General features: G+C 40.6%; 12 protein-coding genes. 6 read left to right on the forward strand and 6 right to left on the reverse strand.

Annotation, left to right across the window (positions count from 1 at the left end):
* Positions 1–10: 10 nt before the first annotated feature.
* Together AC0L7Q_RS04150 and AC0L7Q_RS04155 are read right to left on the reverse strand one after the other, a co-directional pair.
* Positions 11–616, reverse strand: coding sequence for a rhomboid family intramembrane serine protease (locus AC0L7Q_RS04150; RefSeq protein ID WP_076918926.1), 606 nt, complete (start codon positions 614–616; stop codon positions 11–13).
* A gap of 113 nt (positions 617–729) precedes the next feature.
* Entirely contained in the window at positions 730–1413 is a 684-nt protein-coding gene (locus tag AC0L7Q_RS04155; RefSeq protein WP_413401430.1) for a type 1 glutamine amidotransferase domain-containing protein, read from the reverse strand.
* 147 nt (positions 1414–1560) lie between these two features.
* Between AC0L7Q_RS04155 and AC0L7Q_RS04160 the strand changes: the two genes are divergently transcribed.
* On the forward strand, positions 1561–2481 hold the full coding sequence (locus AC0L7Q_RS04160) for a LysR family transcriptional regulator (RefSeq protein WP_413401431.1): 921 nt from the start codon (positions 1561–1563) through the stop codon (positions 2479–2481).
* Here the strand turns inward: AC0L7Q_RS04160 and AC0L7Q_RS04165 are convergent.
* The 4 genes from AC0L7Q_RS04165 to AC0L7Q_RS04180 form a co-directional block, all read right to left on the reverse strand.
* Entirely contained in the window at positions 2461–3210 is a 750-nt protein-coding gene (locus AC0L7Q_RS04165) for a dienelactone hydrolase family protein (protein ID WP_413401432.1), read from the reverse strand. The genes AC0L7Q_RS04160 and AC0L7Q_RS04165 overlap by 21 nt on opposite strands.
* Positions 3211–3271: 61 nt before the next feature.
* On the reverse strand, positions 3272–4597 hold the full coding sequence (locus AC0L7Q_RS04170; protein ID WP_413401433.1) for a glycerophosphodiester phosphodiesterase family protein: 1326 nt from the start codon (positions 4595–4597) through the stop codon (positions 3272–3274).
* 53 nt (positions 4598–4650) lie between these two features.
* Positions 4651–5511 (reverse strand): carboxylate/amino acid/amine transporter, encoded by an 861-nt coding sequence (locus AC0L7Q_RS04175; RefSeq protein WP_413401434.1) that lies wholly within the window; start codon positions 5509–5511, stop codon positions 4651–4653.
* A gap of 109 nt (positions 5512–5620) precedes the next feature.
* Positions 5621–7756 (reverse strand): M3 family metallopeptidase, encoded by a 2136-nt coding sequence (locus AC0L7Q_RS04180; RefSeq protein ID WP_413401435.1) that lies wholly within the window; start codon positions 7754–7756, stop codon positions 5621–5623.
* 357 nt (positions 7757–8113) lie between these two features.
* Here AC0L7Q_RS04180 and AC0L7Q_RS04185 point away from each other — a divergent pair, with 357 nt between their 5' ends.
* The 5 genes from AC0L7Q_RS04185 (at position 8114) to AC0L7Q_RS04205 (ending at position 13639) form a co-directional block, all read left to right on the forward strand.
* Positions 8114–8986, forward strand: a complete 873-nt coding sequence (locus tag AC0L7Q_RS04185; RefSeq protein WP_413401436.1) for a mechanosensitive ion channel family protein — start codon at positions 8114–8116, stop codon at positions 8984–8986.
* A 348-nt stretch (positions 8987–9334) separates the two neighbouring features.
* Complete coding sequence (locus AC0L7Q_RS04190) at positions 9335–11623, forward strand: TonB-dependent receptor (RefSeq protein ID WP_413401437.1); 2289 nt, start codon at positions 9335–9337, stop codon at positions 11621–11623.
* A 115-nt stretch (positions 11624–11738) separates the two neighbouring features.
* Complete coding sequence (locus AC0L7Q_RS04195; RefSeq protein WP_248473382.1) at positions 11739–12038, forward strand: hypothetical protein; 300 nt, start codon at positions 11739–11741, stop codon at positions 12036–12038.
* A gap of 73 nt (positions 12039–12111) precedes the next feature.
* Positions 12112–12768 (forward strand): HAD family hydrolase, encoded by a 657-nt coding sequence (locus AC0L7Q_RS04200; protein WP_409424944.1) that lies wholly within the window; start codon positions 12112–12114, stop codon positions 12766–12768.
* A 34-nt stretch (positions 12769–12802) separates the two neighbouring features.
* Positions 12803–13639, forward strand: a complete 837-nt coding sequence (locus AC0L7Q_RS04205) for a DNA ligase (protein ID WP_409424945.1) — start codon at positions 12803–12805, stop codon at positions 13637–13639.
* Positions 13640–13671 lie beyond the last annotated feature (32 nt).

The raw sequence follows: 13671 nt of genomic DNA on the forward strand, positions 1-13671 counted from the left end.
CTTTAATAGTTTAAACGTGCGTATTTGCTTTGCCCGTTGTTGCTTTTAATTTATCTGCTTTTGCTAATTTATACCCTAAAAAGAATCCACTTAGTGCGCCAAACAGATGGCTTTCAAACGAGATATGCAACCGCTGTGGAAACACACCCCAAATAAAGCCACTGTATAAAAAGGCTACCACCACGGCTATAAAAATAGATTTAAAAGAACGTCTTACAATGCCATAGCATAAAATAAAGCCCCATAATCCATAAATAACGCCACTTAAGCCGACATGAATATTACCACGGGCAAACATCCATACCAGTAATCCACCAACTAATGCGGTGAATAAAAATACGCTATAAAAACGCTTTACGCTGTATTGGCAAATTAACCAGCTTAAAACAATAAAGGGCAGCATATTACTAGCAAAATGCCACCAGCTACCGTGTAAAAAGGGAGCGCAAAGAATACCAATCAGCCCTTGAATGCTGCGTGGGTAAATACCTAAACCATTTAAACTAATGCCTGGCAGGCTATTAATTAGTTGCAACACAAAACAAATAGTTACAATGCTTATAATGGCAAAGCGGGTGCTGCTGAGTAACGATAAGGTGGATGGTTTATTTTGCATACGGTGCCCTTATTTATAGTAAGAGTGGCCAGTATAGGAATAGTGGTGAGTAATGAAAAGCAAATTAAAAAGCACAGCGATTAAACTGTGCTTTTTATGCTGATTAATCGTAATTAACCAAGCTTGGTAAGTAGTTTTTTAGCTGCTAGCTCAGAGCTTGCTGGGTTTTGACCGGTGATCACTAAACCGTCTTCAAGCGCAAGAACGCCCCAGTCGTCAGTTTTTTGATAGTCACCACCTTTTTTAATCAGCTCGTCTTCGACTAAAAATGGCACTACATCTGTTAATTGCACGGCTTCTTCTTCGGTGTTACTAAAGCCGGTAACTTTTTTACCCGCAACTAATGCGTTGCCATCAGCATCTTTAGTATTTAAAAATGCGGCGCTCGCATGACACACAGCAGCTACTGGCTTTTGTAATTTTACAAAATCTTCGATAAGCGAGATTGAATCTGTGTTATCTACTAAATCCCATAATGGGCCGTGACCGCCTGGGTAAAATACCGCATCAAAATCAGATGCATTCACTTCACTCAATACTTTTGTATTTGCCATTAATGCTTGCGCTGCACTGTCGTTGTCGTAACGCTTGGTGGCATCAGTCTGGAAGTCGGCTAATGTACTGGTTGGATCGATTGGTGGTTGGCCACCGTTTGGTGAAGCTAGAGTGATTTCTGCGCCAGCATCAACAAATGCATAATAAGGGGCGGCGAATTCTTCTACCCAAAAACCTGTTTTTTCACCGGTGTTGCCTAAATCAGCGTGTGAAGTAAGTACCATTAATATTTTCTTAGCCATTATTTTTTCCTTCTGATGATTTAAAATTGTAATCTTTGCTTAGCAGTTACTATATGCACTAACGTAACTTTAAACAACGATGATAAATTTAACTTTATTGATTTAATAATTGATACAATGGTTTAAGGCTACAAGTAGGATGCAGTGATGAAAGTTTCGTTTGAACAATTAAAAAGTATGGTGGTATTTGCACAAATAGTTGAGCAGGGCAGTTTAACTGCAGCGGCAAAGCAACTAGGGTTAACGCGGGCAGTAGCCAGTTACCATTTAAAAAAGCTAGAAACGCAACTTGAAGTAACCTTGCTTAACCGCTCAACACGCACCATGGCGCTCACTGAAGCCGGTATGGCTTACTATGAGCGCTGCCGCGTTATTACCGAGCAAGCCAATGCTGCTAATCAACAAATAGAAAATATAAAAAGTGAGCCCCAAGGACTATTAAAAATTAGTTGCCCAGTTAATGTGGGGATGCAATTAATAGTGCCTGCAATTAATACCTTTAAGCGCCAATACCCCAAAATTGATATAGATTTACAGTTAACCGATGATGTGGTGGATATTATTAAACACGGGTTTGATTTTGCAATTAGAGGGGTTGCACTGCGCGATTCGAACCTACAGGCAACTAAGTTAACCACAATGAGTACCTGTATTTGTGGTGCGCCTGATTATTTTTCGCATTATGGCAAGCCTACTACGCCCGATGAATTAGCAAAGCACCAGTGGGTGGTTTATCAGCTAGGGAGCAAAACCTTGACCTTGCAAAAAGACGGTAAAAAAGTCGACATTACCATGCAAGGATCCCTCAGTACCAATAACGCCGCTGCACGGACTGCATTTGTGGAAGCAGGACATGGCATAGGGCGTATACCGCTATACGATGCATGGCCAAAAGTACAAGCGGGTTTGCTGCAAATTATAATGGACGACTACAAAAGCAAAGACATTGAGTTGTATGGGGTTTTCCCGCCAGGGGCGACGGGATCTAAAAAGTTACGTTTGTTTATTGATTATTTAAAAGCGTACTTTGTAAAACAGCATACGGCATTAGGTATGCGTAAGGGCTAGCGCTCGGTTAAATAAGGCAACAGCCTGTTGATACATTGCTATGGCGAGAGCTGCATCGTATCGCTCGCCTTCATCACGCATAAAGGCATGTTGCGCGTTAACTTCTTGCCATTGGTAATTTATACCAGTACGAACAGCTTGCTGGTATATTTTGTCTCGGCCATCTTGTGGAACATGGGGATCTTGTTTACCCCAAATAAAATGAATTTCACCGAGTATATCGGCCATGCGTTCAAACGAGTTATTTCCGGGTTGTGCGGGCAGTGTATTACTGTGTATATCGGTGGCGTATAAACAAAATGCAGCTTTTATAAGTGGGTTTAATGCGGCTCTGTAAGCTAAATGCCCACCAATACATACACCCATAGCCCCAACATTTCCTGAACAATAACTCTGGCGTTTTACAAAGTCGATAAGGCTTTGTGTGTCGCTATCATGATGCTCTAAAGGTTTAGTCCATTTATCATTGTTACCTTTATCTTTACCCGCATCGTCATAGGTAAGCACTGTCCCAATAGGATTAAGCTCATGAAATACTTCTGGCACAAGTACCACAAACCCATGACTGGCTAAAATAGCTGCACTGCGGGCAATGGGGGCGGTTTGTTGGAAGATTTCAGAATAAAAAATAATGGTAGGATATTGCCCCGATGCTTGTGGGCGGTAAATGGTGGTTCGCATTAAGCCTGTAGGCGTTGGTAAGTCAGCGTTATGGTGTTGAATGATCATAAAAGCGCTCAGCAAAATCAACATAATAGCTGAGCGCGGTAAAATAAACACGCCCTAAGGTTTAAATACTTGCAGGCATTTTATTGCAACTGGCGTAATAGCTAACTGTAGCTGGCCAATCAGAAAATATACCGATTACACCAACCTCTTTTGCAAGTACATCAACCACGCTCATCATGTCACCATCGTTATCTATAACATCACTAATTGACTGGTAATAATAACCACCGCCGTTATTTAGCGGCCCAGATCGTTCAAGGCTCCATGTAATAATATTAAGCCCTGCGGCTTTAGCATCAATAGCGTATTGCGATGGTACAATATTATTTTCGTTATCTATGGTTAATAGTACCCAAATTGGTGGAGCAATAATTTTCACGCCGTCATTAAAAAGCGAAGCCATACTAGGTTGCCATGTGTCGGGGTTGTTAGGATCAAATCCTGCATCGCTGTCTCGGCCATCTAAATAAACACTTTGAGCTGCAAATTCAGGATTAGTATTAATCCAATATTGTACGTCAGCTAAATTAAATGATTGCGGAAAAACACGCTCAGCGGGTACCTCCATTTGCGTGTATTCATCTAGCATTTTTTGTGCGTATTGGGTTTGGGTCATACCGTTAAAGGGCATACTCACTTGAGGTGATTTAAGCTCTGGGGTCATTTTTACCCCTAGCTCTTTAAAAAGTGCAATACTTTGTTTGTGGGTCATGAGTGTACCTGAGGTGGCGTATAAGTCAGTGCGCCAACTTGGTGTACCTTTCATGTAATCGCTAACATTGGTGGCACTGGTGTTTGCGCCATCCATTTTACCCTCAAGGGTTAAAAACTCTGCCAAGCTAATATCACTGGTACAACATTTAGCTGAAGCAGGCGTGCCACTGCTCGAGTCTGCTGGTGTAAAGGACTCACTGCATTTAGCAGCAAGTTCAGGAATAGCTAAAATATTAGTGGTGGTGTGCAAGTCGCACTGAGAGTGGCGGCATACTAGCTCTTTATCATTGGTAAAGGTTACATCGCACTCGACAATACCGGCGCCCATACGAGCGGCCGCTATGTAAGACTCTTTTGTGTGCTCAGGGTATTGCATGGGGGCACCGCGGTGACCAATTGAAAAATCAGTACGATAAAAAGGGCCTTCTTTGCACGATTCTAATTGTGTTTTTAGTGCGCTGTCAGCCATATCTTCAATTAAGTAGTCGGGGCGAGTACCTAGTTGAATATTAGTGCCTTGAGCTACCTCAACAATAATCGGGGTAGGAACTTCAACAATTTCAACGTCAGTGTTAGTAACAACCACTTCTTTTTCGACTATTTTTACATCGTCATCGCAGCCAGTAAGTGCAGTTAGCAATAAACTGGCAGTGAATAGGGTAAGTCGCTTCATTATTTGTCCTTAAAAATAAAAGTAGCCCCTACCTTAACCCTAAACAGTGACAATTAAACGACAGTGGGATTAACTTTTCGCTTTGTTAATAGTTGATTGACCACTAATGCTAATAACATAATAGCAGCACCGATTGTTAATCGGGCTATGTCGGCATCTCTATTCCAAATAAGCACATTAACAATAATACCGGCAGGAATAAGCAGGTTATTCATCACCGCCAATGCACCAACATTAACCAGTGTTGCGCCTTTGTTCCACATAAAGTAGCCCAAACCTGAAGCCACAATACCTAAGTAAATAAGAATGCCCCACTGTGTTGAGCTGGTAGGTAATTTATCGGTATTGCCAAACAGTGCATAGCAAGCAACGGCTATGACAAGTGCGCCGATAAAAAACCAGCCAAATACGGTTTTGTCATCCAGTTTTTGATTAACCATTAAACGCTTGTAGCTTACTTGCCCCGTAGCAAAACTAATATTAGCCCCTTGAACTAATAATAAGCCAAGTAGAAAGTCGTTGGTTAGGTTTTCATAACGAATAGTAATAGCCCCTAACACGGCAATAAAGGCGACAATAAAAAATTGCCAGTTAAACTTTTTATTCAATGCATCGTTTAAAAGCGTAATGTAAAGCGGGGTCATTACAGTAAATAACAGCACTTCTGGCACGGTTAAAAATAAAAATGAGTGGTAATAAAAGCTGTACATAATACCCAGCTGCAGTGCGCCTATCAGCATAAGTTTAAACGCAAGGGGAGTAGGGGTTTTCTTTAAAAAAGGCAAAAACACTAACGCTGCTAAAGCCACGCGAATTAGTACACTGAACCACGCATCAACTTGGCCTGCTAAATACACACCAATTAAACTAAACGAAAAGGCCCAAAGAAGGGTAACTGCAAATAAATAGCCCATAACACTCATCTTGTTTTTAGTAATGGTGTCAGTTTATCTGTTATATATTGTTCTATAAACAATAAAAGCCCGCAAGCGGGCTTTTATATCAGTTGCTTAAAAATATTAATTAATCAACTAATCCACGGCGTTTAAGTAATGCATCAGTGGTTGGTTTTTGACCTCTAAACTCAATGTAGCTTTGCATTAAGTCACGGCTGTTACCTTTTGATAGGATCTCTTTACGGAACTTATCGCCATTTTCGCGCGTTAAGCCACCGTTGTTTTCCATATGAGCAAAGGCATCAGCGGCAAATACTTCAGTCCATAGGTAAGCGTAGTAACCTGCTGAGTAACCACCTGCAAAGGTATGGCTAAAGTAGTTTGATTTGTAACGAGGTGGTACAGGGTAGTAATCGATACCGTGTGCCTTTAGTGCTTCGCTTTCAAACTGTTGTACATCAGTTACTTTTTTATCAGAACCAAATGAGTGCCATTCCATATCTAGTAGTGCTGCAGCTAAATATTCAGTGGTACCAAAACCTTGGTTGAATTTTTGCGACTCAAGTACTTTATCAAGTAGTGCTTGAGGAATTGGCTCGCCTGTTTTGTAATGCTTAGCGTAGTTAGCTAATACACTTGGCTCAATCATCCAGTCTTCGTGTGCTTGTGATGGAAATTCAACAAAATCACGCGCTGTAGCAGTACCTGCTAGGCTTGGGTATTTAACGTCAGAGAATAAACCGTGCGCCGCATGACCAAACTCATGGAACATAGTCGACACTTCGTCAAACGTCATTAGTGTTGGTTCGCCTTCTGCTGGCTTAGGAATATTTTGCGCATTATAAATAACCGGTTTAGTGCCTTTTAAACCGCTTTGGCTTACGTATGCACTCATCCATGCACCGCCACGTTTACCTTCACGTGCATATGGGTCCATGTAAAATAAGCCAATTGCGCTGCTATCTGCATTAAATACTTCAAATACCGTTACATCTTCATGGTAAACTGGTAGGTCTTTACGCTCTTTGAATGTAATGCCGTAAAGCTTTTCCATTGCAAAGAATAAACCGTTGTGAATAACCGATTGCATTTCAAAGTAAGGCTTAACTAAGGCTGGATCCAGGTCGTATTTTTCAGCACGCACTTTTTCTGCGTAGAAAGACCAATCCCATGGTTTTAGTTCGAAACTTTCGCCCGAATCGTTAATTACTTTTTGAATCGCTTTTGCTTCTGCTTGCGCTTTTTCAACTGCTTTTGGCGCGAGGTCATCTAAAATACCGTACACGTTATCAGTTGTTTGCGCCATGCGTGAAGTCATTACATACGAAGCCCAATCTTTAAAGCCTAACAGTTCTGCTTTTTGTGCACGTAAGTTAGTTTCTTTAATAATAATAGGGCCGTTGGTTTTAGCTGCACGGTTGGTTGACGCTTTAAAAATTTGCTCACGCAGTTCACGATTTTCAAGGCTAGATAAAATAGGCTGCTGTGTGGTGTTCACTAAGGTGATCATGTAGCCGTCTTTGCCTGCTTTTTTAGCAGCAGCTGCAAGGCCTGCAATTTCACCTTCAGATAAACCAGCTAGTTTGCTTTTATCTGTTACTAAAATAACGTCTTCTTTAAACGATTTTAATACGTTTTGAGAAAACTCCGTTGATAGTTTTGCAAGCTCAGCGTTAATTTCACGCATTTTTGCTTTTTCAGCATCATTTAGTTTAGCACCCGCTTTAACAAACTGTTTGTAGTAAAAATCAACAAGACGTTGATCTTCAGCGCTTAGCTTATCTTTGTTGTCGTATACTGTTTGTACACGTTCGAACAATGCACCATTTAGATAAATGTCATCAGAGTGTGCTGAGAACACAGGCGCCATTTTTTTATCAATGCGCTGGTACTCATCGTTAGAAATAAGACCTGATAAGTTGTAGAAAGCAGCTGATGCGCGGTTTAATAGTTCACCAGCAAGTTCCATTTCTACCAAGGTATTTTCAAAAGTAGCTGGCTCTGGATTATTGGCAATTGCCATAATTTCTGCATTATGCTGAGCAATACCAGCATCAAATGCGGCTTCGTATTCAGTGGTACCAAACTTATCAAACTCAGGAGCCATGTATTGTAATGGGCTTGGTTTAAATAATACATTGCTTGCATTGATATCTTGCACTTGTGCTGTGCTTTGTTGTTTTGTTTCTTGGGTGCTTTCAGAAGAACAGGCAGATAATAAAAGTGCACTAGCAATCGTAGTGGCGATCAGTGTTTTACGCATAGTAACTCCATAAAAAATAGTAGCCGAAATAGGCTTTTCGAGTCGAAAACCCAGTTAACTTACCAAATTTTGAGGTATATACAACAAAGTTTATCGGTTTAAAGCGGGATTTAAACGCAAATTAGATTACAAAAGCTCGATATGTAGATAAAAACAGCAGTAAAAATCAACAATAACGGGTATACAACCTTAGTAAGCAGCGACTAAGTACTAAACACAGATAACCAAGTAGTGGGGCTGCGTATGCTTAATTGGGAGATAGTGTAAATATAGATTTAAGCTAACCGCATGCTAAACTTGGGTATTATTAGCACATAAAAATAATTATTTGCGTGCGGCCTTACACATGGAAAATAAATGAACTTAGAACAAATTAATCACATTCTCGCCTTTGTATTGTTTAGCTACAATGACATTCACATTACCGTAGCAAAAGTCATTCAAGTACCGCTAATTTTGTTTACTATGTGGGTTGTGGTGACACAAATTGGCAAGTTAATTAAAAAGTCATTACTAGCGCGAAAAATGAGCCCAGATGCAGTGCATTTATTTACGCGTTTTTATTTTATTTTAAGTATTGCGATTTTACTTTTTACCTCCCTTGAAGTACTTAATATTCCATTGACTGCATTTGCCTTTGTATCGGGTGCTATTGCTATTGGTGTCGGGTTTGGTGCGCAAAACATTATTAATAACTTTATTAGTGGCTGGATATTAATGTGGGAACGGCCAATTCGTATTGGCGACTTTTTAGAGGTTGGCACTGCCAAGGGGGTGGTTGAAACCATTAATACTCGCTCTACTCGTATTCGCAGGAACGACGGTGTTCATATGCTTATACCTAATAGCCAGTTATTAGAAAACACAGTAACAAACTGGACGCTTATTGACGGTAATGCACGCTCATCTGTGAGCGTAGGCGTAGCTTATGGCTCTGATGTGTTATTAGTTAAAAGGTTAATTCAGCAAGTATTAGATGAGCATGAGGCAATATTGGCAACGCCTCAATCAACCGTATTGTTTGATGATTTTGCAGATAGCTCGCTAGTTTTTAATGCTATTTTTTGGGTCTGCGCTGAATCAGAAACTCGATTAAGACAAGTCCGAAGTGATATTCGTTTTAGTATTTATGAAGTGTTTGACCAACACGATGTGGTGATTGCATTTCCACAGCGAGATCTTCATATTGATGGCGAAATTGCGCTCACACGTTCATTAGGGAAAAAGTAGTATCTAAAAAGGTGTTGCGGTATTTCGCTATATTTTTTACTAATTCATTGTAAGGACATATGTCCGCTTTTGGGTTGTTTGGTTGCTAAAAGTACACTAAATGTCGGGATAGTGTGGTTAAGTGTTAAAAATAAGTTTAATTTTTAGTGTTCAGTATGCAGTAAATAAATTACAGCATGATATAATCTTGCGCATTCAGTCAGCCTTATTTATGCCGTTTTTGTACTCTCGGTAATAAGGTCCGCGCCGCATAGAGCAAGTCGCGAAAAATTGACTGAATCCGTAATTTTATAATTGCGCAACACATCAACCGTTGAACAAGAGTGCACTAAAAAGGTTAACCCCGACATGAAAGCAATGAAAAGATCTACGTTAGCAACCCTTATCAATGCAACGTTGTTCTCTGCCGTAGCAGGTACGTCAATTTCAGCCGTAGCTGCTGAGCAAGAAACTACTGCTAAGAAGAACCAACTAGAAGTTATTCAAGTTACTGCTCGTAAACGAGTAGAGAACGCCCAAGAAGTACCTGTTGCTGTTTCAGCCCTGCAAGGCGATAGCTTAGATGCTTACAGCTCAGCTGGTATGGATATTCGTTTTATGAATGCGAAAATCCCAAGTTTATCTATTGAATCTTCATTTGGTCGTTCATTCCCACGCTTTTATGTACGTGGTCTTGGTAACACTGATTTCGATTTGAATGCTTCGCAGCCTGTGTCACTAGTGGTTGATGAAATTGTACAAGAAAACGCAATCTTAAAAGGCTTCCCTGTATTTGACGTAGCGCGTGTTGAAGTGCTTCGTGGTCCTCAAGGTACATTATTTGGTCGTAATACACCGGCTGGTCTAGTTAAATTTGATACCGTAAAACCAAGTCAAGAATTTGAAGGCTATGGCTCTGTATCTTACGGTAGTCGTGGTGCTGTTGACTTTGAAGGTGCTGTTGGTGGTTCATTAACAGATCGTTTATCAACACGTGTTTCAGTACTTTGGCAAGATAAAGACGATTACATTGATAATCGTGCACCAGGTTTTGAGCAAAAAGATGCTTTAGGTGGTTACACTGAACAAGCAGCCCGTATTCAATTTTTATATGAAGGTGACGATTTCACTGGATTATTTAACTACCATGTTCGTGATTTAGATGGCTCTCCAATTGCCTTTCGTGCTAACACTATCAAACCTGGTACTAACGATTTAGTTGATGGTTTTGAAAATGACGTGGTGTATCACGATGCCGCATCTCGTGCGACGCAGCAAGTTGAATCGCAAGGTGCAAGTCTCAAGCTTGAGTGGGACTTAGCTAACCACACAGTAACTTCAATCTCTGGTTGGGAAAGTGCAGAAATTTACTCGCGTGCTGATATTGATGGCGGTTACGGCGGATTTTCTATCAATGATGTTCCAGTTGCAATGGGCCCTGGCTTTATTCCTTTCTCTTCAGAAAGTGCTGATGGTATTCCAGACCAAGACCAATACACGCAAGAACTTCGCTTATCAAGCAACTTTGCCGGTGACGTAAATTATCAGGTGGGTGTTTTTTACTTCGACGAAGCATTAACGATTGAAAACTTTAGCTATGATACAGCCAACAATGGCGTATTAAATGGTTTTGTTAGTCAGCAGCAAGATACTAAAGCGTGGGCTGTATTCGGCTCAGTTGATTACACCATTACTGATGATTTAAAAGTAACCGCGGGTCTTCGTTATTCAGATGATGAGAAAGAATTCTCAGCTAACCGCACGCTTAGCCCAATTGGTGGTGCAGCGACTTATATCGAAAAAAATGTTAGCGATGATCACGTAAGCTGGGATTTATCGGCTAACTACAAAATCAATGATGACGTAAACTGGTATGGCCGTATTGCTAACAGTTTCCGTGCACCAAGCATTCAGGGTCGTATCTTATTTGGTGACGAAGTAACCGTTGCTGATTCAGAAACGGTTACTTCGTTTGAAACAGGTATTAAATCTGATGTACTAGATGGCCAAGGTCGTGTAAATGCAACAGTATTTTATTACACTATGGATGACCAGCAGCTAACGGCAGTGGGTGGTGGTGCTAACTTTAACCGTCTATTAAATGCTGATAAAACAACCGGCTATGGTTTCGAAATTGATTCTGAGTGGGTGTTAACGGATGAACTAAATGCAACGTTTAATTTAAGCTACAACAAAACTGAGCTTAAAGATAAAGATTTAGCCGTTGCAGTGTGTGCACAGTGTACTGTTACTGATCCTACGTTCCAAGTACCAGGTGCATTTGGTCCTGAAGATCGTGCTATTTTAGATGGCAACAGCTTACCGCATGCACCAGAGTGGATCTCTAACATCACACTTCGTTACACTAAAGAACTCGCTGAAGGTGATTTCTTTGCTTACGCTGATGTGTCGTACCGCAGTGAGATTGACTTTTTCTTATATGAATCAGTTGAGTTTGAGGGTAAGCCACTGACAGAAGTAGGTTTACGTGCTGGCTATGCATGGGCGCAAGGCGATTACGAATATGAAGTATCAGCATTTGTGCGTAACATGTTTGACGAGCAGCAGACGATTGGTGGTGTTGATTTCAACAACAATACAGCTATGGTTAATGAAGAGCGTTACATTGGCGCTGAGTTTAAAGTTAACTTTTTCTAATCGAAAAGTTTAACGTTAAATTGTAATTATTGATAAAAGCCTGCCTAGTGCAGGCTTTTTTATTTTGGTAGAGCTGCTACAGTAGCGCTCATATGTTTATTAAAGAGAAAAAGTAATGGCTGGATTTTGGAATTACCGTGTAATTTTTTGTGAAGCAACCAAAGATGAAGCTGCGCAATATCAAATACACGAAGTGGAATATAACCTAAATGGTAAAGTAACTAACTGGTCAGAAACTGGTGCAGCACCATTTGGAACCACATTAGATGCGTTAAAAGATGATGCTGAGCGCTTAAAAACCGCCTTTGAAAAGCCGATACTTAAAGTAATGCGCAAAGCGAGAGGTTATGAGTTAGTTGATGTAGATACCGGCGAAGACGCTTATGCTGAGCCGCCAGCAGGTTTGGCTGAGTAACACAAATTAATTAAAGGTGCCTAGGCACCTTTTTTATTACCCAAAGTTTAGGTTCAATAACCAGGAGAAAAGAATGTCAATTGAAGCGGTATTATTTGATATGGATGGCACTTTGGTTGACTCTGAAAGTGTGCACTATAACTGTTGGAGCCAATTACTTGCGCCTTTTGGTGTGTGTTATAAAGAAGATGATTTTTGTCGGCGCTTTTCGGGACGTCCCACTATTGACGCTGCAAAGGAAATAAAACAAGCTCATAACTTGTCTGTAAGTAGCCGCTATTTAGCGGATGAAAAATATCGCTTATTTAGTGAGTACGTTAAAACCAATTTACCGCCTTTAATGCCTTATGCTGAAAATGCTCTGTTAGCGGTTAAAGAGCAAGGTTTAAAAATGGCGTTAGTCACAGGCAGCGCAAGGCATGAAGCAGAGCCAATACTAAAAGGATTAGGGTTTTATGATTTATTCGATACCGTGGTAACTAAAGATGATGTAATTAATCCAAAGCCTGCCGGTGATCCCTACTTATTAGCACTTAAAAATATGCATGTTGCTGCACAAAATGCGATTGCCGTTGAAGATACTTTCACCGGTGTAACCGCAGCGAATAATGCTGCTTTAGCTGTGATAGCTATCGCTAATAAACATACACAGGAGCACGACTTTAGTAAAGCAACACAGCAAATGCAAAGCCTTGAAGAATTTTGGCACTGGCTTCAATCTCAACTATAGTTTAAGCCATATTTAAATTTGCAAGGATGCAGCAATGATTAAAGCAACGCTGTTTACTTTTTTAACCCTCATTAGTACGGGCTTATTGGCGCAATTGCCTCCAGTGCAACTTGCTAATGTTTACGATGAAACAAAGCATGAAGATATTCGCCAATATTTGGTGAGTGAAAAGTATGACGGAGTAAGAGCAATCTGGACGGGAAAGCAGTTTGTAACCCGTCAAGGCAACTCCATAAACCCGCCTAAGTGGTTTACCGCTCCTTTGCCAGACGTTTGGTTAGATGGTGAGTTATGGACTAAACGAGGTCAATTTTCTGTTGTCAGCGGTATTGTCAGAACAAAAATACCCAGCGATTTACAGTGGCAAAGGGTTACTTATCAGGTATTTGATATGCCAGATGCCGGTACGCCTTTTCACCGTCGTTATCAAAATTACCTGTCACTCATTACTAAGCTAAATAGCCCCCATATTAAAGCGGTTAAGCAATATCAATTTAGCGACAACCAGCAACTCAGTGATCATTTTAATCAGGTTACTAAACAAGGCGGCGAGGGCGTTATGCTTCATTTAGCAGAGGCTAAGCATACAACTGGTCGCTCTAGTGTATTGTTAAAACTCAAGCCATATTTAGATGCTGAAGCGTTAGTAATTGAACATTTACCGGGTAAAGGTAAATACGCAGGAATGCTTGGCGCATTGAAAGTACAGACAAAACAAGGGAAGACGTTTTCTATTGGCACGGGTTTTAGTGATAAAGAGCGAAAGTATCCGCCAGCTATCGGTGCAACAATTACTTATCGATACCACGGGTACACTAAAAATGGCTTGCCGCGTTTTGCCAGCTTCTTACGGGAAAGACCTGAAAAATAAAGAGTGTAGGCCAATTCAGTATATATTTTTTA

This window comes from Pseudoalteromonas sp. KJ63-1 (genome assembly GCF_055808145.1).

Bases quoted from the DNA above. Each gene is read 5' to 3' on its own strand.
- AC0L7Q_RS04150 (WP_076918926.1), bottom strand. From the start codon at position 616: ATGCAAAATAAACCATCCACCTTATCGTTACTCAGCAGCACCCGCTTT.
- AC0L7Q_RS04155 (WP_413401430.1), bottom strand. From the start codon at position 1,413: ATGGCTAAGAAAATATTAATGGTACTTACTTCACACGCTGATTTAGGC.
- AC0L7Q_RS04160 (WP_413401431.1), top strand. From the start codon at position 1,561: ATGAAAGTTTCGTTTGAACAATTAAAAAGTATGGTGGTATTTGCACAA.
- AC0L7Q_RS04165 (WP_413401432.1), bottom strand. From the start codon at position 3,210: ATGATCATTCAACACCATAACGCTGACTTACCAACGCCTACAGGCTTA.
- AC0L7Q_RS04170 (WP_413401433.1), bottom strand. From the start codon at position 4,597: ATGAAGCGACTTACCCTATTCACTGCCAGTTTATTGCTAACTGCACTT.
- AC0L7Q_RS04175 (WP_413401434.1), bottom strand. From the start codon at position 5,511: ATGGGCTATTTATTTGCAGTTACCCTTCTTTGGGCCTTTTCGTTTAGT.
- AC0L7Q_RS04180 (WP_413401435.1), bottom strand. From the start codon at position 7,756: ATGCGTAAAACACTGATCGCCACTACGATTGCTAGTGCACTTTTATTA.
- AC0L7Q_RS04185 (WP_413401436.1), top strand. From the start codon at position 8,114: ATGAACTTAGAACAAATTAATCACATTCTCGCCTTTGTATTGTTTAGC.
- AC0L7Q_RS04190 (WP_413401437.1), top strand. From the start codon at position 9,335: ATGAAAGCAATGAAAAGATCTACGTTAGCAACCCTTATCAATGCAACG.
- AC0L7Q_RS04195 (WP_248473382.1), top strand. From the start codon at position 11,739: ATGGCTGGATTTTGGAATTACCGTGTAATTTTTTGTGAAGCAACCAAA.
- AC0L7Q_RS04200 (WP_409424944.1), top strand. From the start codon at position 12,112: ATGTCAATTGAAGCGGTATTATTTGATATGGATGGCACTTTGGTTGAC.
- AC0L7Q_RS04205 (WP_409424945.1), top strand. From the start codon at position 12,803: ATGATTAAAGCAACGCTGTTTACTTTTTTAACCCTCATTAGTACGGGC.